The organism is Lentzea sp. NPDC004782 (assembly GCF_040609115.1).
Taxonomy (GTDB): Bacteria; Actinomycetota; Actinomycetes; order Mycobacteriales; family Pseudonocardiaceae; genus Lentzea.
The window spans coordinates 39,822-66,097 of sequence record NZ_JBEXJN010000011.1; the positions used below are offsets into that span (position 1 = coordinate 39,822).

The following is a 26,276-nucleotide window of genomic DNA, read 5'->3' on the forward strand; positions in this document are numbered from 1 at the left end:
AGCCGATCGGTGGGGGCAGCGTAGGCCGTACGGCCCCGAACCGGCGGCCGTGCGGAGCTTCTGTCCACCAATTGGCCACTCACGGCCACCACCGGTGCACGTCGGCCAGCGCGTCCCCGATCCGGTCGGTGACGTCCTCGCCGGCCACCTGAGCGAGCCTGCTCAACGCCGCCGCCAGCACCGCCGTGCACGTGGCGCGGCTGATCCCGCCCCGCAGCACCCGCCGCAGCAGCGCGACGAACTCCGCGTCGCCCGCCACCTCGTCGGCCCGCAGCACCAACGCGCACAACAAGTCCCGGTCGCCGTAGGGCGCCGCGTCGAGTGCTTCGTGCAGCTCGGTGGCGGACAGGTGCGGGATCCGGTCGCTCAGCGCGGCCGACCGGGAGCGGGGGTCGTGCGGGTCCCCGGTGCGCAGGCGGGCGGACGTGGTGGCCAGGGTCTCGGACCAGCTGTGGGTTCTCGTGGGGCCGGGCCAGCGCAGTCCCGCCGGCAGATCCCGGTTCTCCGGCGGCACCGCGGTCGCCGCGGCCAGCGCGTCGAGCAGGGCCTGTCGTCGTGGTGCGGCGGGCAGCAGGGGAGCCAGGCGGGTCAACGCCTCCGCGCGGTCGTGCGCGTCGGTGATCTCCCTGGCCGCTTCGTGCGCTCGCCGGAGGGTCCGGCGCGGGTCCGGCAGGCGCTGGGCCAGGGCGGTGAGGCAGCGGGCTCGGGTCTGCGGGCCGGCCGTGCGGAGGGCTTCGGTCAGCTGGGGCTCGGTGAGCAGCGGGGCCAGGGCTTCGGCTCGGCTCGGGTCTTCGGTCACGGCCGCCAGGGCTGGGGCGATCGCATCCGGCAGGTGGCGGGCCAGGGCGGTGTAGACCTCGGCCTGGTGGTCCGGGACGGGGGTGGTGAGGAGGTCTGCCAGGACCTCGTCGCGGTCGGGGAGGCGGGAAGCCAGTGCGGCGATCGCGATGAGGCGGTGGGGGCCGGTGATGGCGTGGGCCACGGTCAGGGCGGCGGGCAGGTCCGGAGTGTGAGATGCCAGCGCGGCCAGGGCTTCTGCCCGTTCCTTCTCGCCGCTGATCGCGCGCACCGCGGCCAACGCGCCCGCGTGATCGCCCAGGGCGGTCAACGCGCGTGCTCGGGCGTGCGGCTGGGTGATGTGCCGCGCCAGCGTCAGCGCGGTGTGGCGTTGGTCGGCGGTCAGCCACGGCGCGAGGTCCGCGAGGGCTCCGGCGCGCTGGTGTTCGCCGGTGATGTCGGCGGTGGCGCGCAACGTCTTCGCCACCAGGTCCGGGCGGCGGCCGGGGTCCAGCGGGATCAGCTTGAGCAGCACCTCGGCGCGGGCGTACGCGGACTCGATCCGAGCGGCTTCGGCGAGGGCCAGGTCCGCTGCGCCGAGCACGGCCAGCACGTGTGCCCGTGCGGTGGCGGTGGGCAACCTCAGTGCGTGCGCGACGGCACGGGCCCGCGTCCACACGCCGCCGGAGACCAGGGCGGCCACCAGTTCGGCGGAGATCGCGTTGGTGCGGCTGACGATCGACGCCACCACCAGGTCGTAGCGCACCTCGTCGCACAGGGTCGGCGCCGGCTGCCGAGCGGCCAGTGCGCGGTCGGTCTCCCGCGCGCACACGGCACGGGCCAGGGCGACGTCGGACAGGTAGTCGTCGATCGTGTCGGCGTGGTCGTGCGCGGCGAACCACGAGGGCTCGCGCAGCAGGCGGTGCAGGTCGTCCTCGCGGCCCGCCGCCACGAGGTGACGTGCCAGGTGCCGCAACGCGTAGCCGTCGGTCCGGGCGGAGGTCAGGTGGTGGGAGCAGATGCGGTCGTGCGCGGCGGTGGCGGCCGAGCTCAGCACGTCCCACCACTTCCAGTCCTGCTCCTGACCGTCCTCGCCGGGGCGCACGCCGGTGAGGAACTCCCGCAGACTGGCGTGGTACCAGGCGAACTGGCGGCCGTCCGGGCCGTCGACGGCGCTGAGGAACGGCCGCAGGGTCCGGTGGCAGTGTTCCCCGGCCGAGTCCACATCGGACAGCACGGCCAGCTGCCGCGCGCTGAGCGGTTCTCCGGCGACCGCGAGCGTCGAGACGAGCGGCAGGATCTCCTCCGGCCACGACTCCAGGACTCCGGTGTAGTAGCGGGACAGGTTGGCGGGCAACGGATCGCTCGCCGCGCGGACGCCCTGGCGGATCTCGTTCAGCACGTACCGCAGGTAGATCCACACGCCTCCACAGCGGGCGACGCCGGCCAGGTCGGGCTGGACGCGGGCCGCGTGCGCCACGACGTCGGCGACGTTGCGCGGGTCCGCGGCCGCCAGCCGCAGCACGACGGCCGACGGCCCAAGAGGGGGCGGACTGCCGGTCCGGTACGTGCCCACCACGAAAACGCCCGCGGGAAGCTCGTTCGGCAGGCCCCACGGCTGCGCGCCCGGCACCCGTTCCGCCTCGTCGGCGCCGTCCACCACCAGCACGACCGGCGGTGTGAGCTGGGCCAGCAGCGTCTCGAACCCCTCCGGCGTGCACCACCGTCCCGGCAGCAACCCGTCCGGCGCGAAACCGTGCGCCACTGCCAGCCGGCCCGCCAGGTTGCGCAGCGCGACCCTGGCCGAGCCGCCGCGGGTCAGCCGCGAGAAGTGCCCCGGCCAGCCGCGTTCCCGCACGAGATGCGCGGCCAGCGCGGTCTTCCCGACGCCCGCGTCGCCCTCGATCCACAGGTAACCGCACGGCCGCGAGGCCAGGAACCCGTCGATCTGCTCGATCAGCCACCGCCGCCCGGTGAACCCGTCGCGCAGCACGTCGGCGCACACCGGGTCGAGCGAGCGCACCGCCTCGCCCACCGGGACGTCACCGGTCGCACCGAAGATCAGCTTGCCCGCCTGCACGACCACGTCCGCGCGTCCCTCGAAGGAGTTCGTCACGCTCATCGGGCACGCAACCGCACGGCGTGGGTGATCGACTCCGGCGGCGGCCAGCACAACCGCGTCTCCTCGCCGAGGTCGGCCACCTGGGCGGTGATGTCGTGCAGCGCCAACGGGTCCAGCGTGGCGAGGTCGTCGCAGAACCGCCGGACCGGCTTGCCGCCGATCGCGCGCGCCGACATCAGCGCCCGCACCTGCCGATCGCGGCAGCGCACCGCGTCGAACGGCGTGGCGTGGCGCGCGAGCTCGCGCTGCCAGCTGGTGCCGAGCAGCAACGCGGCGTTGTTCCCGGCGGTGGCGGCGACCCGCAGCCGGGACCGGTGCGGCACGTGCCACGCCACCACGAACCGCGCCTGATGCCGGTCGCGCAGCGCCGCCACCGCCGAGAGCACGTGGTGGCCGTCGTCCGGCAGCGAGTCGGCGGGCATGAGCAGCACCACGCACGCCCCGGGATGCGCGGTGATGTCCAAAGCGGACCCGGGCACGGCCACCATTCCGTTGCGGCCCAAGGCGGAGCGCACCGCCTCGCCGCGGTGGGCGCCGGACCCGTCCACCACGACCGCGTCCGGGCCGCGCCGCGACATCAGCGGCCTCCGTTGAGCAGGAACAGCTCGACCTTGACGTCGCCGGGCGCGCCGTCGGAACCGAGGTAGGCGCGCATGTCGTTCATGGTCCGCAGCTGCGGCAGGCCCGCGGGTACCACCAGGTCCTTGAGCTGCTGGGACACCACCGTTCCCTGCGTCGGCGCGAACGGGTCGCGCGACCGGCCGAACAGCAGCACCAGCCCGACGCGCCCGTCCGCACCGACCTTCGCGGCCAGGTTGCGCCGGAACTCGTCCACCACGCCCGCACCGGTCGGGTCGACGTGCATGATGAACGACTCGGTGGTCAGCGAAAGTCCTTCGGGGGCAACGGCCGAGGTGGTCGTGGGCGGAGGAGAAGGCGTCACCGGCTCGGCCACCGACGGGCGTTCCTCCGACCCGAGCGCGACGATCATCAGCAGCAGCGCCAGCTCCGCGAAGAGCCAGCCGACGGCGCCGAGCGTGCTGACGGGACGGTGCCTGCGCGCCATCACGCCACCTGGTCCGACCCGACCGGCCGGTCCGGGTGCTCGGCGGGGTGACGCAGTCCGTCGGACACCATCGCGAGCCAGTTCACCTCGCGGATCGTCTCCCGCAGCTTGCCGGTGATCTCCTGCAACGTGGTCGTGGTGGCCTGGAACCTCTCCGCCGCGCCCGCGACCGAGTCGGCCGCCGCGGAGAACGGTTTCTGGGCTTCGTCCAGCAGCTCCCGGTGCGCCGTGTTGCGCGTCGACAGCTCGTTGGCCGCCGACAGCTGCACCGCGGCCTCCCGCACGACGTCGCCGGACCTCGCCGAGGCGTCCCGGGCCAGCGCGCCGGCCGCACCGACGTCCGCCACGACGTTCTCCAACGGCGCCACCGCGCTGATGATCTGCGCCGCCTGTTCACCGAACCGCTGCTGCACGACCGAGAACGCCTGCACCTGGCGCGCCAGGTCGGGCAGTGCCGCCACGAGCTCCTGCGCCACCGCGCCGAGCCGGTCCACGACCGCCGACGCGGCGGCCAGCCGGGACGACGCCTCGCCCAGCCGGTGCGCGGCGTCGGACAGCGTGGCGGCGGCCTGCCGCGTCTGCTCCTCCGGCGACGACCCGACCAGGGCCCGCAGGACGGCCAGCGGTTCCAGCAGGTCCACCTCCAGCTGGTGCGCGACCCGGTCGATCGCGTCGGCACGGCGCTGCGACGACGAGGTGCGGCGGTGGTTGAGCATGATCCACAGCACCGTCACGACGATGACCAGCGACAGCACCACCGGGCCGAGGTACCACGGCTGCGCCAGCCAGTCCGCGAAGAACGACGGGCGCGCGCCGGTGCCGCCCGACCGCACGTACCGCCACTCCGCCACGCCGAGCGCGGACCAGGTGAGCACGACGGGCAGCAGCACCAGCACGGTGTTCGGGTGCGTGACCGGGTGCTCGCAGATCGACCGGAGGTAACCGGGTTCGCGCAACCGCCACAGGTCGGCGTCGGGGTCGGCGGCGGCCGGGTTCAGCTCGATCCGCTCGGCCTGCCGTGCCGCCACCGCCAGCACGCCGCCCAGCTGGGCCAGGTGCGGCGGCCGGCGCGCGGGGGAGACGCGGGCGATTCTGTCCATTGTGGACATGGCGGTGCCGGTCAGCGCGGTGATCCGCCCGGCCGCGGACAGCTGTTCCGCCATCACTGCCCCAACCGGCTGAGGAGGAAGATCACGGGCAGGAGCACCACGACGGCCGCCGCGACCGTGAACAGCACCACCGTCCACGGCGAGGCCGGGGCTTCGGCGTCCTCGGTCTCCGGTTCGGTGGTCGCGGCCGGAACCCGCTCGGGCTCGATCCAGACCGGCGGCCAGGCGACGTCGTGCTGGGACACCGCATCGGACCTGTGCGTCGTCGTGATCGCGGGAGCCGGCGGCTTCAGCCGGGACGCCGCGTCACGCAGCAGCCGCGCGGAAGCCGGATCGTCCTCGCCGTCGCTCCAGTGCTGCAGCACGCACGACAGGAACGCGGCGGGCAGCGGTCCCGCCTGGAACCTGCCGAGGTGGCCGACCCCGGCGGTGACCACCGCCCTCTTGACCCTGCCGGACGTGGCCCGCTGCACGACCTCGGCCAGCCAGGTCGCGGCCCGCTCGTCGCGGTGGCGGTTGTGCTCCAGCACGATCTCGAGCACCTGGCGCATGCCGTCCTCCTCGTCCGGCACCGTCATCAGCACCGCGGCGTGGTCGGCGGTCACCTCGGGCATGCGCTGCACGACCTTCTTCAACGCGCCGATCTGGTCGGGTGCCGCGCGCAGAGTGTCCCGGTGCGCGGCGGAGATCCGGCCGGACCGCGCCAGCGCCGACGCGATCTCCTTGACCGGGACGCCGAAGACGGACGGGTCGCCGGGCGGGACGCCGAGGTGTTCCAGCCACACCCGGTGCTGCAGCACGAGCTCTGGCGTCCCGAGCGGCTTGCCCGGCGCGGTCACGTGTTCGCGCACGAACTGCAGCAGCCCGTCCCGCTCGGGACAGCGGGCGCGGAGGAGGTTCGCGAGCCGCTCGTGCCACCCCCTGGTGGCGTTGGCCGGCGGGAACTTCGCCGGGTTCTGCCCCGGTTCGGCGTGCCGCTGCGCTTCGAGCAGGCCTTCCAGCAGCTCGTCCTCCAGCCAGGACGGGGGAAGCCGGAGCAGTTCGCTGATCGCGGCGTTCGGTTGCTGACCGGCCCACCGGCGCACCAGGTCCGGGTTGAGGCCGTCGCGCAACCGCCGGTCGTGCGCGTGCACCAGCCTGCCGATGTCCGCCTCGGTGATGTCCAGCTCGCTGGCGATGATCGTCTCCAGCAGCACCCGCACCGACGGGTGCGCGCGGTACCCCGCGTCGAGGCGCCTCGTCGTGACGGTCCTCGCGAGCCACCTGATCGCCTCGTCCGCGCGCGGCGGCAGCGGCTCGGGCTCCTCGGCCGGATCGGGTTCCAGCCAGCGCGCGACCTGGCGGGCGTTCAGGTTGTCCGACTGCTCGGCCGGCCACTGCCCCGTGACGCTCGGCCGCTGGTCGAGGATCGGGATGTTCAACGGGAACGTCATCCAGATGTGCTCGGCCACGACCGCGTCCGGCAGCGCGGAGATCAGGTGCAGGATCACCGAGGCGACCTCGGTGGGATCACCGGTCAGCGCGATGCGCCTGCGGCGTTGCGCCAGCGCCGTGAGCGGGCCGACGAGTGACTCCGCGGCCACCGGGGGCAGCGTCACGGGACGGGCGGCGAGCCCGAGCCTGCCGTCCACGCCCACCAGCTTGGCGCCGTACGCCCACACCTCGGCGGGGTTGTCGGCGGCGGGCGCGAACAGGAACTGGCAGCTGCCCGCCCGTCCGAACGCGCCACCCCTGCCCTGCACGGTGAAGCACCACTGCGGACCGTGGTCCTCGACCTCGACCTGTTGCAGCCCCCACACCGGGAACCTGTCGTTGTCGCGCGCGTCGTCGGGCGGCTGGTGCACGACGTCGTCCTGAAGGTCGTGCGCCACCTTCACGAACGCGCGCGGGGGCGGTGCGCCCCGCCGCGGATCGGTGTACGGCACGAAGCCGCCACCCGACTTGTCACCCCACTCGACGACGACATGTTCGGTCACGGCCGCATCCTCCGGAGAAGGCTGAGCAGCAACTGGGACAGTGCCGCTGATCTCTCGTCGACATCGGGGAAGACCGCGCTCGCGTCCCGCGGCTCGATCAGCTCGCTCGTCTCGGCGACCCGGACGGGCGCGTGCTCCAGCGGGGAGCACAGGAAGAACCGGAGGTCGCGCCACTCGTGGCCGAGCATCGACTCGATGCGCTGCCCGAACCCGAGCGCGAACGCGATGCCGCAGCCCAGCGCGGACATCACCAGGTCCCTCGTGCGCAGCACCGCCGACGCGCGCGGGGTGAGCGCGGCCGCGATGTGCGCGTCCAGCGACGGCAGCACGATCCGGCCCGCGGGCAGCACCGACGAGAGCTCGCCCTCGCGCACCGGGATCACCGCGCCACCACCGACGTGCACCAGGTTCCACCACGCGTCGGGGTGGTTGTGGTGATCCACGATCGCCTTGGCGAACTGCCGCACGGTCGCCTCGAACAGCTTCTGCTCGTGCTGGGTGCGGGCGATCGGCTCGATGACCGAGCGCAGCGCCGCCTCCTCGACGAGCCTGCGGTCCGGCCCCGAGAACCGGATCGCGACGTGGGCGAGGTAGCGCGCGGTGCCCTCGACGACCGCGTCCTCCGTGCCGAGCTCGTCGAGCCTCTTGCCCCGCCGCAGCGCCAGGTGGACCAGGTCCATCTTGCTGATGCACACCAGAACGTGCTGCCGTGAACCGACGTTGGCCGCGAGCGCGGCGGTCCTCTGCGCGAGCTTGAGCGCGACCTCGCGTTGCACCGAGTTGCGCTGGTGCAGCACGCCGCGCAGGTCGTTGGTCACGTTCTCGTCCGGGCGCACGCTGGCCGCGATCGTGTCCTCGGCGGTGTCCGCGGGGATGAACGTGGCGAACGGTTTCGCGATCGCCGGGTCGATCACCCAGGTCAGCGTGCCGTAGTTGCGCAGCAGCCGCTGCTGGTGGTCGTCCTCCAGCGCCGTCCTCGCGAACTGCTCGCCCGCGAGGTCGGCGATCGCGACCAGCACCCGCTTGCCGCCGATCGAGTACCGGCACAGGATCGGCTGCCGGATCCGGCGTCCCCACGTCGACCGGTCCAGATGTCCCTGCCCGCCGAGCTTCTCCTGCAGCTCCAGCACGGCGGGCACGAGGTCGGGGGAGACGTTGGCGCTCAGGAAGTGGAACGGCACCGTCGTGCGCAGCACGGTCGGGTCGAGCGGGAGGCCCTTCTCCTCGGTGTTGCGGTAGTCCTGCAGCAGCACCTGCAGCGGGGTGTCCTCCAGCCAGTCCGCGGTGTGGCTGTCGACCTGCATGGGCCGGTCGGCCGTCGTCAGGTTCCGCAGGCCGTTGACCGACAGGTGCTGGTGCAGCGTGCGCAGGATCAGGTAGCTCTTGCCCGCCGCGACTCCGCCGATCGTGGCGGAGGCGTCGAAGTCGTCGACCGTCCACTCCGTGCTGACGCTCTCGCCGGTCATCCTGATGTGGTCGAGGAAGACGTGGCCGTCCCCGCACATGCGGTAGACCCAGCCGGGCCGCGACGCGTGGTAGCCCTTCGAGCTGGCCTCGACGGCGCCGCCGAACGAGCTCAGCCGCCACTCCATCGCGCCGCGGTCGCTGCCGCAGACCTCCAGCAGCAGGCTCGGCCGCCGCCAGCTGCCGTCCTCGGCGAGCGTCGGCGGAACGCCCAGGTCGTCGTCGCACGCCGGACATCGCTTGAGCTGGTTGAGGTTGCGGGACTGGGGCATCCGCTCGTCTCCGTTCACAGCAGGGCCAGCAGGACGAAGAACAGCACCAGCAGCAGCGCGGTGACCGGGAGCAGGACCTTCCGGCTGAACGCCCTGCCGTGCGCGGCACCGGTCGCCGCCGCCCGTTCCAGATAGGTGTGCACGTGCGGTTCGGCCTCCCGGCGCGCCAGGCTCGCGGTCGGTTCCTCCGTGAGCACCCAGTCGCCGATCACGTGCCTGATCGACTCGTCGAAGTCCATCGGCGGGTACACCCGTTCCACGGCACCTCGCAACGCACCGGGCAGCACCTCCTCGTAGCGCACGGCGTCACCTCCCTCCCAGCAGCAGACCGGCGAGCAGGACCAGCGGCACCGCCAGCGGCAGCAGCCCGCGCACGGCGATCTCCCGCCAGTACGCGTTCCTGGCCACCGACAGCTGGTGCCGCCGCAGCGCCGCGGCGACCGCGGGAACCCGCGTCTTGTAACCGAGCACCTCGGCCCTGGCCTCCGCGCGGATCTCGTCGACGTGCCGCGCGTGCCTGCCGACCGGCGGCAGGTCGTCGTCGGGCAACGGACCGTCCGTTGTGGACTTCCGCGGCGGGATGAGCGCGTGCAGCCGGTCGATCCACGCGGTCGCGCTCCAGTCGTCGCCGCCCAGCGCGTTGGGCCGCAGCGGTGCCGCGAGCTCCGCGGCGAACGGGCGCCAGTGCTCCGGCCAGTAGGCGGCGAGCGCGCCCGCCACCACGTCCGGGGAGTCGACCGTGCGCCGGCCGTCGTCGTCCTGGGTGAGCATCGGCGTGACCCGGTCCGCGCCCGCGACGGCGGTGAGGACCACCAGCGCGAAGCCGAACCTGTCGTGCTCGCGCAGGTCGACCTCGGTGCCCTCACGGCCGGGCGCCCGCATGCGGTGCCGTTGGTGGAGCACCTCCGGTGAGGCGTAGGCGGCGCTGAACCGCAGCTCGGGCAGCTGGGCCGTGGCACGGGCCACCGAGTCGCCGTCGATCAGCACGTAGCCGCTGCGGTTGTCGGCGGTGAGGTAGCGGCAGACGTTGGCGGGCTTGATGTCGCAGTGCGCGATGTCGCGTTCGTGGCAGGCGTCCACGCCCACCGCGAGCGTGCGCAGCTCCGCCAGCTGCTCCACGCCCGGCGCGGAGGTGCGCATGTCCGACAGCGGCCAGCCGACCGGGGTCAGCAGCGGTGACACGACGAGCACGAAGCACGCGGGCTGCGGCCGGTCGGCGACGCCGAACCACGCGGACAGCCGGTTCTCCGGGTCCGACACCACGTCCCGTTCCGGGAGGTGCAGGTCCGTCGGCTGCGCGGGACCGGTCAGGCCGGTGCGGCCGGACAGCACCTGCACCGGCGCGATCACCCACGGCGGTGCCTGCGCGGTGCCGCCGACCGAGGAGTTGACCTGCTCGATGAGCACGGCCTGCGTGTTGAGGTACCGGCGCAGCTGCCCGGCGTGCTGCGGTGTCGCGCAGCGGTACATCTTGACGTGCCACCGGTGCCGTGGACTGTCCTTTTCGGACGCTTCGGAGTAGAGCACCTGCGTGACCAGGTGCCGCATCGGCCGGTCCGGACTGCTCGACGGCACCGGGAAGAGCCGTTCCTCCGGCTTGGTCGTGGTGCGCGGCGGCTCGATCAGCAGGATCCGTCCCGACGGGTGCACCGCCTGGTGCGGGGAGCCGTCCAGGTGGTCGGGTTCGCCCGGCACGCTCGGCTGGCCGACGAGCCAGTCCTGCAGCTCGTAGTCGAGCGTGCACTCGTCCCCGGTGTGGACGTCGGCGAAGGTGATCCGGCCCCGGCGGCCGACGGTGAGCGGTTGCTGCTCTACGAGCAGCAACCGGTCGTCGGCGCGCACGGCGATGTGCTCGCCGTGCGGGTACCGGCGCAGCTCCAGCTCCCCGTTGTGGAAGCGGAAGTCCAGCAGCCGGCCGGACGGCACGGCGAGCATCGAGCGGGGCAGCACCACACCCGGTCCGTAGTCGTCCCTGGCGTGCGGGCGGCCGAACGGCAGCCACTTCGGGCTCGCCGAGAGCACGAACTCGAACCGCAGCGCGCCCCAGCTCAGCACCAGCAGCTCGGAGGAGTCGTCGTCGAACTCCGGTGGCGGCTCGGCGAGGTCCTCGTGGTTCGCCTCCACCGCGTCGCAGCGCACCTCGCGGCCGCGCGGCACGGTCGCGTCGACGGTGAAGGTGACCCTGGTGCGGACGTCGCGGTGGTCGGCGCGGACGTCCTGCAGCGACTCGCGGATCTTCGCCTTCACCGGGTCCGACAGCGCCCGCGCCGTGACGATCCTGATCCTGACCAGGGTCAGGCCGCCGGCGGGAGCCTTCAGCCGCGCCAGGAAGTCGTGGAACTTCGTGGTGGCCTCGATCCGCACAGCCTCCTCGAAGCGGGGGTCGATGTCCGCGGTCATCCGCGCACCTCCAGGACCTCGTTGACGGCCTGCTGGGCGAGCAGACGGACCCGTGCGGCGCCCTCCTGCTCGTCGTTGGTCTCGACGGCGACGGCGAACGACACCGGCCCCTTGGGGGTGGTGAACGCGCCGACCAGCCACGCGATCTGCCGCACGAACTCCCCGTCCTGCGGCGCACCGTCCTCGGCCAGCACGTGCGTGCCGGTCTTCACCCACAGCGGGCGGCCGTCCGGTGTGGTCAGCCCGGTCGCGGTGCCCTCGGTGGTGGTGGCGGACAACGCCTGCTGCAGCTGCGCGGCCTGCGCCGGGGTGAGCGGCTGGCGCACCTCGCCGGTGACGGGGTGCCGCTGCCCGCCGTTCGCGCCGGTGACCGAGGTGACGAGGGACGGCTGGATCGCCTTGCCCGCGTTGGCCACCGCCGCCATGACCGTCGCCATCTGCAGCGGCGTGCCCTCGACCTGGCCGCCGCCGAGCGCCTCGTTGGCTAGGTCGGTGGCCGCGAGGTCGTGCGGCACGACGGAGTCGCGGCCCGCGGTGACGCCGGCGAGCCACGCCGTCCCCTCCTCCGGCTGCCGCTGCGCGAAGCCGAACGCCTTCGCGGTGTCCTCGACGGCCTTCCACCCGACGGTCTTCGCCAGCTCGACGAACGCGGTGTTGCACGACACGGCGAGCGCCTGGGTGAGCGTGATCGTCTCCTGAGGTGTCGTGCCGGGGCAGTAACCCCTGTTGTAGTTGAGGATCTGCTTGCCGCCCCCGACCGGCACCGACAGCGGCGCCCTGATCAGATCGGTCGCGGCGGTGTTCGGCCGACGCAGGTACGCCGCCGCGACCACGACCTTGAACGTCGAGCCCAGGCCGTACCGCTTGCCGAACGCCCGGTTGATCCCGGGACTGGGCAGCCGCACGTCCGTGCGCCCGTCCACGTACCCGCTCAGCGCCGTTCTGTCCTGTGTGGACGGTCCGGCGGTCGCGGCGCGCAGGCCCCAGCGAACGCAGTCCGCGCGGTCCTGCGCGGTCACGCCCGCGGGGTCGCACCTGCGGGTCTCGTCCGGTGAACCGTCGGCCTTGCGGTGGTAGTAGTCCTGGTGCGCCTTGAGGAAGTCCTCGGTCTCCTGCGTGAGCGGAGCCGAGGCGGTGGCCCGCGCGGTCTCGGTCGGGGCGCTGGCCGCCGCGAGCACGTGCCCGGAGGCCGCGTCCAGCACGACGAGGCCGCCCGCGAGCTTGCCCGGCCCGTTTCGCACCGCTGCCGCCATCGCCTGCTGGATCTTCGGGTCGACCGACAGCTCGACCGCGCCCGGTGCCGCCTGTGCCGGCGGGCCGAGCCTGCTCGCGAGCGACGTGCCGGCCCCGGTCGACAGCGCGTCGCCGAGCGCGGTGCCGTCGACGATCCCGGCGAGGTCGGCCAGCGCGACCTCGGGCTGCCCCACCGGCGCCCAGGTGGGGTCGGCGCCCTGCCGCAGGTACTGGGCCTTGCCGCCGATGACGAGCTGCACGGAGGTGCGCTGTTGCGCGATCCGGTCCGTCGAGCACTCCGAGGCCCTGACCACGGCGGCGGCCGTGGCGCAGAACGGGCGGTTCTCCGCGAGACCGGTGTAGGGCCAGACCGTCACGCCCCACGCGAGCATCACGCACGTGAGGAACGCCAGCAGCGAACCGGAGAAGGCGGGCCGGGACGCCGGTGCGGCGACCGGCTGAGGTTCGCCGCGGTAGTGCAGCAGCACCGCGACGATCACGCCGATGCCGAGCGCGACCGTGGACTGCACGCCGTAGGACAGGAAGGGTGCCGTGATGCCCGAGTGCGGCACGGCGTTGACCGTGGCGGCCAGCACGAACAGGAACTGCGCGAGGATCATCCCGGCGAGCCCGCCGATGAACAGCCGTTGTGCCGACGCCGGTTTGCCGGTCGTGCGGGACAGTCTCGCGAGCGCCGCCGCCAGCACCGCCAGCAGTGCGCTGAGCAGCACGACGACGAGACCGCCGAGCTTGCTCCAGATCACCGCGAGCACGAGGTCCGAGCTGCCCGCGGGCAACGTGCCGGACGTCGTGTCGGTGAGGCCGCGTCCCCACAGGCCGCCGTCCGCGATCGTCGCGAGCGACTGCGCGATCTGCGAGTGCACGCTGGAGTGCTCGCCGGCCATCGTCTCCTGGCACGCCGTCGTGCCCGCGGGCACCACCGGCGGCTGACTGCCGGCGGTGACGTCGGTGCAGGACTGCGCCCAGTTGTAGACCCACGGGTTGCGCTGGGTCTCCCACCGCGTCGTGATGTACGAGGTGGTCAGCATGACGAGGAAGCCCAGCGCCGCGAGCGCCAGCAGCGGCAGGAGCATCGGACGGGTGAACGTCCACGTGTTGCGCAGGACCGCCGCCGCCCGTGCCGTGCCGCGCTGCCGGCTCACGTCGAGCGCCTGCGCCACCTCCGAGCGCACGACCAGCCACACCATCGTGACCGTGGCCGCGAACACCGGGATCAGCGGACCGATGTCGGACTTGAGCGTGCTCGCGACGCCGACCATCCCGAACAGCACGAACGGGTACAGCAGGTGCCGCCGCGCCCTGATCGCGTGCGCCACGTCGTCGCGCGAGTCCCGCAGCCGCTTGCGCTCGATCCGGAACCCGACCGCGTGGTCGGCCAGCATCATCGCGAGCACCGCGACGTAGACGATCTTGCCGAACTCGGGCGTCGCGATGCCGGCGACCTTCAGCTGCCCGTCGCCCGCGAGCGGCGCGGCGAACAGGGCGAACACCACGAGCAGCCCGGCCGCGTGCCACAGGTCGTGCCGCGGCCGCTCGGGCTTGATCCTGCCGGGCCGCACCTTGAACGCCGGCAGCACCAGCACCAGGGCGAGCGCGGCCGCGGGCAGGATCGCCTTGGTCAGCGCGTCGGTGGGCGCGCTGCCTTCGAGGGCACCGCGAAAACCGACGGCCGGGTCGCGCACGACCTCCAGCCGCACGGTGAGCAACAGTCCGAAGAGGACGAGCACGCCCGTGGTCAGCAGCACCGCCAAAGCGGGTCCGGACACGACCGCGTCCTTCCGGCGGCCGTGCGCGGCCTTGAGCAGGTGCAGGCCGAACCCCACCCCGATCAGCACGAGGACCAGGACCGCGAGCGCCCAGTGCGTGGTCCGCCACCCGGACCCGAACAGGAAACCCAGCCACACCAGGACGAACGGCCACCACAGGCTCGGTGCGCCGCCGCGCAGCAGCACTCCCGGCAGGGCGATGTACGGGGAAGGTTCGGGAGCGTCGTGCGCGCCGATGGCCGCGGACGGGCGGTTCGTCAGGAACCGCAGCGCGTTGCCGATGGCGAGCAACAGCCCGACGAGGATGAACGACCGGCTGAAACCGTCGAATCCGCCGAAAAACATCGACCCGTACGCGGAGAGGCCGTTACTCATCGCCGCCGCAGCCCTCCGATTCCGGTGCAGGGTGAACAAAGGCAATCACGGATGCGAGAAGTCGGCGTCGCACTCCGTGGTGGGGCGTTCTTCGGCCGCATCGAACTGCTGATCGGAGCCGACTGGACACGCGTTACGGTCGTGGCGAATGTTCTTCGTTCACCCGTTTGGAGTCGTAACACCCTGTGCCGAGTGCTCGATAAGCGATGTTCCACCTGCGTTCCTGGTGGCAAAAGTCCTGGTCACGACAATGGGGTTCATAGTCGGTCGATCGATTCCGTCGCAGGGCGAATAAATGGCAAAACTGGTCACGGCCGGAGGTGGCCAGCTTTTGTCCCTCTTTTTCGCCTTTTACGGCGAGGCTGCCCGCGCGCAGTCGATCGCAATGGTGTTCGGCGCCTGCGGTTGTGGAAAACCGGTCCGGCCGACGACCGCGCGGCTCTCGTCGATCTTGGCCGGTCCCTGTGCCGTGCGCGGTGACCGCTGCCGCGGCGGTGGTCACGGTCCGTCGCCGGACGGTTCCTGATCGTGTCCACCGTCGGGGTACTTCCACGAGCCCACACGCCATTGAGGACAATCTCCGGTGACGCCACCGTCGAGGTCCAGGAGGATTGTTGATCCACAAGTTCTCGGTGCGTTCCGCGGGCAGCGCGGAACCCGACATCCGTGAGCTCGGCCGGTCGTGGGAGCTCGACGACCTCGAGGTGTGGCGTGACTACTACGTCGAGTTCGAGGGCGAGCCCGCGCCCGCCGCGCTGACCGAGGTGGCCGCGGTGCTCGGTGACCAGCTCGACGTCGAGGTCACCGTGGACCAGCCGCTGGAGGCGGGCGCCGTGCAGGTCGCCTACAAGCGCGGCGTGGTCGACAACGAGAGTGACTCGATCATCACCGTGTGCGCGCTTCTCGGCGTGAAGGCCCGGGCCGGCAAGGTCGCGACCAGCTACAGGTCCGCCTCGCCGCGGTTGCGCGAGCTGGTCGTCTCGACGCGGTTCAACGCGACGATCGAGGAGCTGCACGACGCCGAGCCCGAGTACGACACGCTCGTGCCGCAGGGGCACTACGAGTCGGCCGTGCGCTACGACCTGCGCGGGCTCGACGACGCCGCGCTCGCCGAGCTGGGCGTGGCGGGCGGTCGCAACCTCTCGCTCGCCCAGATGAAGCACGTGCAGCACATCCAGCGGACGCTCGGCGACGAGTTCGTCACCGACGTGCTGCTGGAGGCCCTGGACGCGCGCTGGAGCGACCACTGCGCGCACACCACGTGGAAGTCGCTGGGCAGCCTGCTCGGCCGGCTCGTCTCGGCCGCCAAGGACGTGGCGAACCCGAACGTGCTGAGCATGTTCCACGACAACGCGGGCGTGTGGGACTTCTACGACGGCCACGCCATCGCGATCAAGGCCGAGACGCACAACGGCCCGTCGGCGATCTCCGGCTACTTCGGCCAGCTGACCAAGCTGGGCGGCGTGCTGCGCGACATCCTCGGCACCGGGCTGAGCGCCGACCCGATCGGCAGCTTCGAGTACACCGCCGTCGGTGAGCCGGAGGCGCCCGCGCCGATCAAGGGCAGGCCGGACGCGCGCAGGCTCGCCGGCGAGACGATCCGGGCGATCAAGGAGTACGGCAACACGTTCGGCGTGCCGATGACGTCGTCGCGCATGACGTTCCACCCGGCCTACCGCGCCAAGCCGTTCGCGCTCGGCGGCAGCATCGGCCTGCTGCCGGTGTCGGCGGCGCAGCGCGGCACCCCGCGGCCCGGCGACCTGGTCGTGCTGATCGGCGGCCTGACCGGCAACGAGGGCATCCACGGCGCCTCCGCGAGCTCCGCGGGCGCGACGATGGACACGGCGTCGGTGCAGATCGGCGCGCCGCTGGAGCAGGTGAAGTTCCGCAAGGCGCTGATCGAGCTGCGCGAGGAGGGCTGCCTGCGCGCGCTGACCGACGTCGGTGGCGCGGGCCTGAACAGCGCCGTCGGTGAGATCGGCGAGGCGTGCGGCGTGTGGATCAACACGGCGCTGGTGCCGTTGAAGACCGCGGCGCTGCCGATGTGGCGGATCCTGCTGTCGGAGTCGCAGGAACGCATGCTGCTGGCCGTGCCGCAGGAGCACCAGGAGCGGGCGAAGAAGATCCTCGACAAGCACATGGTGCGCTCGACCGCCATCGGCCGGTTCGCGGACACGGGTCGCTACCACGTGTTCCACGCCCCGGACCTGACCGAACAGGCCCTGCTCGCCGCGCCGCCGCTCGAGGTGCCCGCGCACCAGGGCGAGATCGGCTTCGACGTGTCGTACGACCTGCTCGACATCGAGGTCGAACGGCAGGAGGTCGGCCCGCCGCCGCGCCCGTCCGGCGTGCCCGAGTGGCCGGCGCTGGCACCCGCGGAGCTCGCCGGGCTGCTGGAGCAGGTCGTCTCCGACGCGGAGGTGGCGTCACAGCACTACGCGGACTCGCAGTACGACTCCACCGTCCAGGGCAACACCTTCTACGGCCCGCACTACGGCACCGAGCACCCGGTCCGCACGGCGTACTGGGCGGGCACGCCGGTCGCCGGCTCGCCCGCCGCGGCCGTGCTGAACACCGCGTTCAACCCGTGGATGTTCGAGGCCGACCCGGTCGCCGCGACGCGGCAGATGTTCTGCTCGCTGCTCGCGGGCCAGGTGCTCGCGGGCGTCGCGGTGCACGACGTCTGCATGTGCGACAACTTCTACACCCCGCACCTGTCGGAGAACTGGCGCGAGTGGCTCGTCGGCATGGTCGACGAGCTGGCCGTGCTGGTCCGCCACTTCGGTGTGCCGCTGATCTCCGGCAAGGACTCCTCGGCCGGTTCGGTGCACACCGACGAGGGCCTGGTGAGCGTGCCGCCCGCGGTGTTCCTGACCGCGCTGGGCAAGGTGCCGCACCGCGACGGCCTGCTGCGCGAGCAGTGGACCGCGACCGACCACGTGCTGGTCCACATCGGACTGTCCACTCCGTCACCGGTCGGCACGGTCGCCGCGCGCAAGCTGGGGCTGCCCGGCGGTGCGCTGGACGAGCTGTCGCTGTCCGATGTGGACGGCTACCTGGCCGCGCTGGCGGCGAGCAGGAACCTGCTGCGCAGCGGTGCCCGCATCGGCGCCGGTGGCGTCGCGGCGGCGCTCGCCCAGGGCGTGCTGGCGAGCGGTACCGGCGTGCGGCTGGAGTCCGGCACCACCGAGTCGCTCTTCGCCGAGCACCGCGTCGGCGCGGTCGTCGAGGTGGCCCCCGCCGACGTCGACCGCCTGCCCGCCGAGCTCAACCCGGTCGTGCTCGGCACGCTCGTGCCCGGTGCCGGCATCCTGCTCGACGGCACTGACCTGTTCACCCCGGCCGCGCGCGACGGCTGGCTCAACTCGTTCACGGCGAGGATCGCATGAAGCCGACCGTCAACGTCCTGTACCTGCCCGGCACCAACTGCCAGGAGGAGACCGTCGCGGCGTTCGCGGCGGTCGGCGCGACCCCGCGGCTGCGGTTCGCCGCCGACCTGCTGGCGGGTGACGAACGGCTCGACGACGCCGACATCCTGTGCATCCCCGGCGGGTTCTCGTTCGGCGACCACCTCGGCGCGGGCGCGGTGGCGGGCGCGTTGCTGCGCAGCCACCTCGCCGAGCAGTTCGAGACGTGCCGCACCCGGCCGTTGATCGGCATCTGCAACGGGTTCCAGATCGCGGTGCGCGGCGGCTGCTTCGGCAGGGTCGGGCTGAAGGTGAACAGCTCCGGCACGTTCCGCAACGAGGAGAACCAGCGGCACGTCGTCGACGAGGACAACGACAGCCCGTGGCTCACCGGCCTCGGCGGTCAGACCCTCGTCTTCCCGTGCGCGCACGGCGAGGGCCGCTTCCACCCCGACAGCACGGCGCCCGCGGAGTACCGCGTGGCGCTGCGCTACGAGAAGGAGTCCAATCCGGACGGTTCGTTCGCGGACATCGCGGGCATCACGAGCCTGGACGGGCTGTCGTTCGGGCTGATGGACCACCCCGAGCGGGCGGTGGACCGCGAGGTGCGGCTCGCGTTCTTCGAGAACGGCGTCCGCGCGGTCCGCTAGCCGGGTGCTCGATGAAGGGCTCCTTCCTCCACTTCAGGTGGAGGAAGGAGCCCTTCATCGACCTCGGGCTTCGGCGCCCACGCGATGAGGTTCGTCAGGGGCGCGCAGCGAGATCACCCAGGTCTGCCCGAGCCGCTGAACGGCGATCAGTAATCTCCAGGCCACAGCTCACCATGAGAGGCTACGAGCGATGCCTGGCGTGTTCGTCAACTACCGCACCGGAGACGGTGAGTGGGCTGCTGCCCTGGTCAAACGGGAGTTGAGCGCGCGCTTCGGTGCCGACCAGGTCTTCTACGCGAGCCAGTCGATCCGCCTCGGCGAGGACTTCTCCCGCGAGATCCTGAGCGGCCTGCGCCGCTGCGAGGTGCTGCTCGCGCTCATCGGTCCCCGCTGGATCGGCGCCGTGGACCGCGAGGGCGCTCGTCGGCTCGACAAGACCGACGACTGGGTGCGCCGTGAGATCACCGAGGCGTTCCAGTGCGGCCTGCGGGTCATCCCCGTGCTGATGGACGGCATCGCCCCGCTCACCGAGGCCGACCTGCCGGACGTGCTGAAACGCCTCGCCCGCTGCCAGTACCTGCGCATCCACCACCGCAGCGACGACCTCGACCTGCCCCGCCTGGTGGACGAGCTGGTCGAGCTGGTCCCGGAGCTCCTGGCCGCGAAACCCTCCGCGCTGCCGCGCGCGGACCGCCCCGCCGAGGGCGAGCTGCGCAGCCCGGTCACCGAGTTCCGGCAGGCGCTGGCCGAACCGGTGGGCCAGACCGTGACCGACCGCGTCCAGGCCGCGGCGTCCGCGGTCCTCGACCTGCTGACCGAGCAGCGCTATCCGGCCACCGGCCACCTGGACGTCGACGAACTGCCCGCCGAGCTGGAAAAACGGCTCACCGGCTACGAACACGACCTGGCCCCGCTGCTGCGCCTGGTCGCCATCGGCGTCCGCTCCGGCGACCGCCGCCACGACGACCTGTGGACGGCCCTGGTCGAACGCTTCCTGCGCCCCGCCCCGCGCGACCGCGCCGCACACGACGTGTGGGTCGACGCCGCGGCCTACCCGGCGTTGCTGCTGGTCTACGTGATCGGCGTGGCCGCCGTGGCCTCGGGACGGGAGGACCTGCTGCACCGCGTGCTCTGCCGAACCTCGGACGAGCGCGCGACCCCGGCACTGCGCGCGCTGGCGTTGCGCAACGTCGTCGACCCACGGCACGCGGCGTCCCTCCCGTCCTGGGCGGGCGCGCCACCGCACCACGCGTTGAGTGTGCAACTGAGGCTGGTGTTGAGCAGGGTGTTCTTCAACGTCGTCGACGGCACCGCGTTCGAGTGGGCGTTCGCGGACTACGAGTTCCTGCGCAGCCTGCTGGAGCTGCACGACGGCGCGTTCTCCTCGCTCGGCGAGTTCGCGGTGCGGCTCGACCGGGTCGACGACGTGATCTACGAACGCAACCTCGCCCGGCTCAACGCCGACTCGGCGCTGTTGCGGGCCGGGGCGTTCGGCGGCGATCCCGACCGGGTCGCGGCGGCCTGGCGGGAGCTGCGCCAGGCCACCCGCACCCGCTACTCGTAGCCGTCACTCGATGTCCTCCATCAGGACCAGGCTGAAGAGCGAACCGGTGGCGACGGCCAGCACGCCGTGGTTGTACTCGGGCGGCACCGTCGCCGCGCCCTCCACGTCGCGCCCCCAGCCCACCGCGGTGCCGTCCGTCTTCACCGCCAGGTTGTGCGTGTACTTGGCGGCGAACGAGATGACGCCGGACTGTGCCGCGGGTGGCACGTCCTGCTCGTGCGAGGGATCGCCGTCCTGCTGGACGGCCACGGCAGGCCATTGGGCCCGGCCCCAGGAGATCACCTTGCCACCCGGCGTCAGCGCCAGGCTGTGGCCTGTGCCGGCGGCGATCGCGGTGACGCCGCCGAGGGCCTCCTGGGGAACGGTCGTCTGACCGGCCCAGTTGGCGCCCCAGGCGATGACGGAGCCGTCCTCCTTCAACGCCAGGCTGTGGCTGACGCCGGCGGCGATCGCGGTGACGCCGCTCAGCGCCTCCTGCGGAACGGGGAACTCCTCGACGCCGCCCCAGGCGATGACGGAGCCGTTCGCCTTCAACGCCAGGCTGTGGACGCCGTTGGCGGCGATGGCGATCACGTCGTGCAAGGCCTGCTGTGGAACGGTCGCCTGGCCGTAACCGTTGTCGCCCCAGGCGATGACGGAGCCGTCCGCCTTCAGCGCCAGGTTGTGGCCATCGCCCGCGGCGATGGCGATCACTCCGCTGGTCGCGGCCACCGGCACGTCCGTCTGTCCCAGTTCGCCGTCGCCCCAGGCGATGACGGAGCCGTCCGCTTTCAAGGCCAGCGAGTGGCCGAGGCCCGCGTCGATCGCGACCACACCGCTCGAGGCCGTGCGCGGAACCTCGGTCTGGCCCGTGTTGTCGAGGCCCCACGCCTTGACCACACCGCGGGAGACCTTGAGCTGGCGGGACGACTGCGCGGTCCGCGTGCCGCCGGTGACGGTGAGCGCGACGGTGTAGACACCCGGTGCGGCGAAGCTGTGGTCGAACTCCGCCGTGTCCGCGGTGACGAGGGGTGCGGTCGCGCCGGGCTTGGTCACGGTCCACCGCCAGCGGTCGGCGTGGCCGGTGACGTCCGCGCTGAAGTGCACCGATTCGCCGATCACCGGCCGTGGTCGCCGGACGTCGATCTGCGTGATGCCCGGTGGCGCCTCCGCCGGAACCACGGTCACCACGGTTTCCGGCTCCGCTTCGCTCCCGTTGCCGAGGGTTGCGGTGGCACGGACGGTGAAGCTGCCCGGTTGTCGCCAGCGGTGGCGAACGGTGGTGCCCACCGCCTCCGTTCCGTCGCCGAACGACCATCGGGTGGTGGCGGTTGCGGCGAGCGGGAGCAGCACGGTCAGTTCGAACTCGTCTCCGACCACACCGCGGTTGCCCGGCCGGACCACGATGGACGCCGTGGTCGCCGGCGCCGGCGGTGGTGGGTTCGCCTGCGGCGTCGAGCCGGTCCGGCGGGGGAGTTCCAGCCCCGGTTGCTGCTTCCGGTGGTCGATCTTCGTCTCCTGCGCCCGCGGATCCGGTGCGGGCGTGGCCTCGTCCGAGGTGGGGCCTTCCGTGTACTTGGTGATCGTCCGGACGTCGCCGGCCAGGTCCAGCACCCCGGCCGTGTTGCCGTCGGGGTCGTTGAAGAACACGATGCCGTCCTTGGCCATCAGCTCGAACCGGGTCGGCCGGTCGAACAGCTGGCGCTGGGCGACCGTCCGGGCGGAGGCGAGATCGACGATCGTGGCCTGCCCGGTGGAGTAGTCGGGCACCACGACGTCGTCGCCGACCTCGACCGGGCTGCCGAGCTCCGCACCCGCGGAACTGACCTGCACGGGCTCGGTGCAGCCGGTGTCGAACGCGCAGGAGACCAGTTCACCCCGGCTTCCGGTCGCGATGAGCACCCTCGCCTGGTCGGCGGACCCCCTGATCACCGTCGTGTCGTCGGTCCGTGCGCCGAGCCGCACGGACCGCGCGACGGCACCGGTCTCGGGGTCGAGCAGCTCGACCGTGCCGTGCTCGGCATCCACCAGCGCCGGTCGGCCCTCGGTGATCGTCAGGTGACCGCTCTTCGCCGCTGTGGGACGGGTTCGTCGTCGTCCCCCGTCCAGCCAGACCAGGTCGCCGGTCGTGTCGTCGATCGCCCACACCCGGTCGTGCTCGTCGACCCCGACGTCGCCCGGTCTGATCACCTCCGCCAGCCGTTGCGGTTCGCCTCGCGGCGCCGGCGTCGCGGGGTCGACCGCGGTGGTCATTCCACTCCGGACATCGACCACGTGCAGCGCGTCCGGACCGGGCAGCACGACCAGCCCGTCGCTCGCGGGGAGCACCGGCACCGGCGGGGTGACCCGCTCGGTGGCGCTGTCGACGCTGCTCAACCGGCCGGTTTTCCGGTTGAGCACAACGGCGGCGTTACCTCGTTGGGCGATGGTCAACGCCGCGCCGGGCTCGGCCACGGGCACGTGGGCCGCCACCTCGGCGGCGGCGCCGTCCACCAGGGTGGCCTCGCCGGTCTGGCTGGACGCCAGCCAGACCGTGCCGGAACGCATGCGCACCTGCGAGGTGTGATAGCCCGGTCCCACCACGAGAACGGCCGCGGCGGTCGTGGCGACGGCGGCGAGCGCCGTCAGGCGCCGGGTACGTCTTGTCAGCGGTTTCATCGGTCAGTCCGTCGCTTCCGAGAGGATCAGGCTGAAGTCGCCGCCCGCCGCGCCGAGCGCGACCCGGGCGTGCCCCCGGTTCACCGGTATCGCCCCGTTTCCAGGTCCTCTCCCGCGTGGCGCCTGCGCCGCGCGACGCTCCACGAGATCCACAGTGGACGGGGGTCCAGCGCGGCGCGCAGGCGTGCCGCGGACAGGCGTCCCGGGTACAGCTCGGCGTTCAGCAGTGTCACCAGTTCCCAGGCCTGGTCGGCATCTTGACGGTCGAGGTGCTCCGGCGCGTAGATCGCCGTGGTCGCCAGTTCCGCGGTCGCGGCGATCGGGTCCGACGCGTCCCCGAGCGTGCCGCGCACGTGCCGAGCCACTTCGTGGAACGTGAGTGAGACCGGTGGCGAGACACCGCGTTCGGTCAGCCGGTCGAGCTGTTCCCGCCACGCGCCGAGAACCCGCGCCGCGTGGTCGGGATCGTTGCGCCGCTTCCTGCGGCGATGAGCCTTGCCGATCACCACCAGTCCGCCCGCGAGCAGCACGAGCAGGATCACCGCCGGCACGAGCAGGACGGTGACGTTCAGGACGTTGTCCCAGCGGAACCCCCGCTCGCCCGGCGCGGCGACGCGCGACGAGTCCAGCCGGGGCGCGGGCACCGGCGCGGTGGTCGACGGGGAGGGCTGCGGCGGAACCACGCGAGGTGCCTCCGGCGGTGGGTTCCGAGTGATCTCGTCATCGGTTCGGGTGGGGTCGTACGCGACCCAGCCGTACCCCTCGAAGTGAACCTCGGACCACGCGTGGGCATCGGCGGTGGTGACCTGGAAGACACCGTCCTTGCCGGAGCGCAGGCGGTAGCCGACCGCGACCCTGGCCGGGTACCCCCACATCCTGGCGACCACCGTGAACGCCGCGGCGTACTGCTCGGCGTACCCGCCGCCCGCGTCCCCGCCCGCCAGCGCACGGGCGATGGCGGCGTAGGAATGCCCCGGTGGCCGGTTCGGCCGCTGATCCATGATCTGCAGAGCGGACTGGAGGGAGCTGAGGCGGTCGCGGGGGAGGGGGCTGTTCCGCTCGGCCGCCGACGCGGCCAGCGCGCGCACGGCTTCCGGAACACCGGGGGGAAGCGGTGGCGACCGGGTCGTCGTCGTGGCGGCCTGTGCCAGGTCCTTGTCCTGCACGTAGATCTCGCCCGTGACGTCGTAGCCGAACCCAGGCGAGGTGGGGACGGTGCTCACCACCACGCCCGAGTCCGGGTCGAACCCGAACCGGCCGCTGGTCTCGCCGGGGGCGTCCAGCCGGGACGGCCAGCCGATCACCGGCAGGTACGGCCCGGCGAGCTCCTGCAGTTCGACGTGCGCGGTCACCGGCTTGCGGTGCCCGAGCGCGGGATCGACGGTGAGGTGGCTCCCCGCCACGCGGTAGGTGCCGGTCGCGGTCCAGGTGGTGCCGTCGAACGTGTCCAGCGCGGCGGTGCGCACCCGGTCGAGGGGCGTGGCGGGATCAGGGGTCGTCCGCACGGTGAACAACGGGCGGGGCGGGGACTCGTTGAGCTGTTTCTTCAGCTGGGACAGCGGCGTGAGGGTGTCGGTGTGCACGACCGGCGGTGCGAGCAGGTCGCGTGGATCGAAGCGGTGATCGCCGTGGGCCAGGGGCAACAGCCGGCCGGCCAGCACGCCGGACAACGCGCTGGCGGCGACCACGCAGGCCACGGTGACGAGGGCGACGACCTGCCTGGACGACTGGCGTTCGAGGCGAACCGCGCCGTCGGCGGTGCCCCGGTGGGTGCGGACCGCGATCAGCGCCAGCGCCGTGACCAGGAACACCGCGGTGGCGAGGGGATGCGCTCCCGCCTGGTTGCCGACGGCGAAGAGGGCGAACAGGAAGCCCGCCAACGGTGGCAGGAGCGGCGCCGGCGCGTTGCGGGTCCGCAGGACGAGCACGACAGAGGAGAACGCCACCGCCCACGCCACCAGCGTCGGCGTGGCCAGCAGCTCGCCCCACGCGTCGGCGGGCGCGGTCACCGTGAGCAGCCGGTTCCAGCTGCCGTGCAGTCTGCCCAGGACGGTGGAAGCGGAGCCGCCGGACACGCCGTAGATCATGATCACGGCCAGTCCCGCGACCGCCGACGGCAGTGCGATCCACGCGCGACGGTGGCCCAGAGCGGCCGTCACGCCACCGGTGAGGCACGCGAGCGAGAGCACGAGGAGGTGGTCGTGGGTGGCGAAGAAACGTTGGTAAACCAGGTTCCCGGCCGCCGACGCCGCCATCGCCAGCGCCACCTCGGCCAGCCGCCCGACCGGGGTGAACCTCCGCCAGGTCATCGCAGCACCAGCCGGTTCCAGTCGGCGGCGAACTGCTCGCTGCCCGGGGCGGCGACCGCGAGCACGCCGCGCGGTCGCGTGCCGGGGTCCGCCGTCACCAGCTGGGCGAGGCTCACCGACAGGAACCTGGAGCGCAACGACATCAGCAGCTGCGCGGCCTCGTCGCCGACCTGGCCGGTGACCACGGTCAGCGCGACGCCCTGGCTGTCCGCGACCACGTCCCGCACCAGGTCTGAGAGCCCGGCCAGGCCGACGCCGGTGCGGTCACCGTCCACAGTGGAGAGGAACTCGAGCGCGGACGGTCCCGGCTGCCGCGCACCGGTCGTGCGCAGCTCGAACGGCAGACCGGCCTTCTCCGCCGCCACGCAGAACGAGGCGGTCACCCGCACGGCGTCCTCGAACAACGTCCCGGGGTAGGACGCGGAGCTCGTGTCGAACACGACCAGCTGACGGGGTTCGTCGGGAACCACCACGTGCCGGGCCATCACCGTGCCGGTCCTCGCCGTCGCGCCCCAGTGGATGTGCCGCCAGTCGTCGCCGGGCACGTACTCCCGCAGGCTGTGGAACGCCACGCCGCCCAGAGGCGCGCTGTTGACCGTCGGGCCTTCCGCGTCGTGCGGTCCACCTGCGGTGATCATGGCGAGCGGGTGCACGCGCGGGTAGACGTGCACGACGAGCTCACCGCCGCGGGCGTGGCCGCGGTGCAGCAGGCGCAGCGGGTCTGAGTGACCCACCTCGACGGCGGGGATCAGGTAACGGCCGCGCCTGGTGATCGGCAGCGGGTACCCGGCCGTGCAGCTGCCACCGGCGGCCAGCGCGGGCACGGGAACGGTGGTGCGGTGCCCGGCGACCGTCTCGGTGACCAGCAACCCGGGGCTGCGGCGGCGGCCGATGTTCGTCACCGTCAGCGTTCCGCGCGCGGTGTTGCCCTCGAACACCCGGTGCGGCTGGACCTCCCGCACGACCGTCAGCCGCGGGGAGACGAAGAGCCACGCCGAGGCCACCAGCAGGGTCGCCGCCGCGCCGAGGCCGAGGACCACGAGCTCGGGGTAGTCGGCCCACCCGCCGAGCGCGACCAGGCCCACGGCGGTGCACGCCATCGCGGCGCCGGTTCTGGTCAGCACCGCA

Annotated in this window: 15 protein-coding genes; 3 read left to right on the forward strand and 12 right to left on the reverse strand. The window is 72.6% G+C overall.

Going from position 1 to position 26,276, the window contains the following annotated elements; all coding sequences use genetic code 11:
• Nucleotides 1-79: 79 nt before the first annotated feature.
• The 9 genes from ABZV40_RS12840 to ABZV40_RS12880 are packed head-to-tail and all read right to left on the reverse strand — an operon-like array spanning nt 80 to nt 14,581.
• Nucleotides 80-2,899: an NACHT domain-containing protein gene (locus ABZV40_RS12840; protein WP_355439309.1), complete on the reverse strand. Its 2,820-nt coding sequence runs from the start codon at nt 2,897-2,899 to the stop codon at nt 80-82.
• Nucleotides 2,896-3,477 carry a hypothetical protein gene (locus ABZV40_RS12845; RefSeq protein WP_355439312.1) on the reverse strand — a complete coding sequence of 194 codons (582 nt, stop codon included), beginning with the start codon at nt 3,475-3,477 and terminating at the stop codon, nt 2,896-2,898. Before ABZV40_RS12845 ends, ABZV40_RS12840 begins: the two co-directional genes overlap by 4 nt.
• On the reverse strand, nt 3,477-3,965 hold the full coding sequence (locus ABZV40_RS12850; protein WP_355439315.1) for a hypothetical protein: 489 nt from the start codon (nt 3,963-3,965) through the stop codon (nt 3,477-3,479). Before ABZV40_RS12850 ends, ABZV40_RS12845 begins: the two co-directional genes overlap by 1 nt.
• On the reverse strand, nt 3,965-5,128 hold the full coding sequence (locus ABZV40_RS12855) for a hypothetical protein (protein WP_355439317.1): 1,164 nt from the start codon (nt 5,126-5,128) through the stop codon (nt 3,965-3,967). The genes ABZV40_RS12850 and ABZV40_RS12855 overlap by 1 nt, the downstream gene beginning before the upstream one ends.
• A complete protein-coding gene (locus tag ABZV40_RS12860; RefSeq protein ID WP_355439319.1) occupies nt 5,128-7,050 on the reverse strand; it encodes a hypothetical protein in 1,923 nt (640 codons plus the stop codon). Before ABZV40_RS12860 ends, ABZV40_RS12855 begins: the two co-directional genes overlap by 1 nt.
• A complete protein-coding gene (locus ABZV40_RS12865) occupies nt 7,047-8,786 on the reverse strand; it encodes a hypothetical protein (protein WP_355439322.1) in 1,740 nt (579 codons plus the stop codon). Before ABZV40_RS12865 ends, ABZV40_RS12860 begins: the two co-directional genes overlap by 4 nt.
• A 14-nt stretch (nt 8,787-8,800) precedes the next feature.
• Nucleotides 8,801-9,088, reverse strand: a complete 288-nt coding sequence (locus tag ABZV40_RS12870) for a hypothetical protein (RefSeq protein WP_355439324.1) — start codon at nt 9,086-9,088, stop codon at nt 8,801-8,803.
• A 4-nt stretch (nt 9,089-9,092) separates the two neighbouring features.
• The gene (locus ABZV40_RS12875; RefSeq protein WP_355439327.1) at nt 9,093-11,186 is read right to left on the reverse strand and encodes a hypothetical protein; all 2,094 of its coding nucleotides are present in this window, start codon (nt 11,184-11,186) and stop codon (nt 9,093-9,095) included.
• Entirely contained in the window at nt 11,183-14,581 is a 3,399-nt protein-coding gene (locus tag ABZV40_RS12880; protein WP_355439330.1) for a penicillin-binding transpeptidase domain-containing protein, read from the reverse strand. The genes ABZV40_RS12875 and ABZV40_RS12880 overlap by 4 nt, the downstream gene beginning before the upstream one ends.
• 614 nt (nt 14,582-15,195) lie before the next feature.
• Between ABZV40_RS12880 and ABZV40_RS12885 the strand changes: the two genes are divergently transcribed.
• The 3 genes from ABZV40_RS12885 (at nt 15,196) to ABZV40_RS12895 (ending at nt 20,202) form a co-directional block, all read left to right on the forward strand.
• Nucleotides 15,196-17,970, forward strand: coding sequence for an AIR synthase-related protein (locus tag ABZV40_RS12885; protein ID WP_355439333.1), 2,775 nt, complete (start codon nt 15,196-15,198; stop codon nt 17,968-17,970).
• On the forward strand, nt 17,967-18,638 hold the full coding sequence (locus tag ABZV40_RS12890; protein ID WP_355439336.1) for a phosphoribosylformylglycinamidine synthase subunit PurQ: 672 nt from the start codon (nt 17,967-17,969) through the stop codon (nt 18,636-18,638). The genes ABZV40_RS12885 and ABZV40_RS12890 overlap by 4 nt, the downstream gene beginning before the upstream one ends.
• 190 nt (nt 18,639-18,828) lie before the next feature.
• Nucleotides 18,829-20,202, forward strand: coding sequence for a toll/interleukin-1 receptor domain-containing protein (locus ABZV40_RS12895; RefSeq protein ID WP_355439339.1), 1,374 nt, complete (start codon nt 18,829-18,831; stop codon nt 20,200-20,202).
• Between the two features lie 3 nt (nt 20,203-20,205).
• On the opposite strand, the gene ABZV40_RS12900 is transcribed toward ABZV40_RS12895, so the two are convergent.
• The 3 genes from ABZV40_RS12900 to ABZV40_RS12910 all read right to left on the reverse strand — a co-directional run bounded on the left by ABZV40_RS12900 (nt 20,206) and on the right by ABZV40_RS12910 (nt 26,272).
• The gene (locus tag ABZV40_RS12900) at nt 20,206-22,839 is read right to left on the reverse strand and encodes a PKD domain-containing protein (RefSeq protein ID WP_355439342.1); all 2,634 of its coding nucleotides are present in this window, start codon (nt 22,837-22,839) and stop codon (nt 20,206-20,208) included.
• Between the two features lie 80 nt (nt 22,840-22,919).
• Nucleotides 22,920-25,148, reverse strand: a complete 2,229-nt coding sequence (locus ABZV40_RS12905) for a DUF3488 and transglutaminase-like domain-containing protein (protein WP_355439345.1) — start codon at nt 25,146-25,148, stop codon at nt 22,920-22,922.
• Complete coding sequence (locus ABZV40_RS12910) at nt 25,145-26,272, reverse strand: DUF58 domain-containing protein (protein WP_355439348.1); 1,128 nt, start codon at nt 26,270-26,272, stop codon at nt 25,145-25,147. Before ABZV40_RS12910 ends, ABZV40_RS12905 begins: the two co-directional genes overlap by 4 nt.
• Nucleotides 26,273-26,276: the final 4 nt, after the last annotated feature.

Bases quoted from the DNA above. Each gene is read 5' to 3' on its own strand.
- ABZV40_RS12840 (WP_355439309.1), bottom strand. From the start codon at position 2,899: ATGAGCGTGACGAACTCCTTCGAGGGACGCGCGGACGTGGTCGTGCAG.
- ABZV40_RS12845 (WP_355439312.1), bottom strand. From the start codon at position 3,477: ATGTCGCGGCGCGGCCCGGACGCGGTCGTGGTGGACGGGTCCGGCGCC.
- ABZV40_RS12850 (WP_355439315.1), bottom strand. From the start codon at position 3,965: ATGGCGCGCAGGCACCGTCCCGTCAGCACGCTCGGCGCCGTCGGCTGG.
- ABZV40_RS12855 (WP_355439317.1), bottom strand. From the start codon at position 5,128: ATGGCGGAACAGCTGTCCGCGGCCGGGCGGATCACCGCGCTGACCGGC.
- ABZV40_RS12865 (WP_355439322.1), bottom strand. From the start codon at position 8,786: ATGCCCCAGTCCCGCAACCTCAACCAGCTCAAGCGATGTCCGGCGTGC.
- ABZV40_RS12875 (WP_355439327.1), bottom strand. From the start codon at position 11,186: ATGACCGCGGACATCGACCCCCGCTTCGAGGAGGCTGTGCGGATCGAG.
- ABZV40_RS12880 (WP_355439330.1), bottom strand. From the start codon at position 14,581: ATGAGTAACGGCCTCTCCGCGTACGGGTCGATGTTTTTCGGCGGATTC.
- ABZV40_RS12890 (WP_355439336.1), top strand. From the start codon at position 17,967: ATGAAGCCGACCGTCAACGTCCTGTACCTGCCCGGCACCAACTGCCAG.
- ABZV40_RS12895 (WP_355439339.1), top strand. From the start codon at position 18,829: ATGCCTGGCGTGTTCGTCAACTACCGCACCGGAGACGGTGAGTGGGCT.
- ABZV40_RS12900 (WP_355439342.1), bottom strand. From the start codon at position 22,839: ATGAAACCGCTGACAAGACGTACCCGGCGCCTGACGGCGCTCGCCGCC.
- ABZV40_RS12905 (WP_355439345.1), bottom strand. From the start codon at position 25,148: ATGACCTGGCGGAGGTTCACCCCGGTCGGGCGGCTGGCCGAGGTGGCG.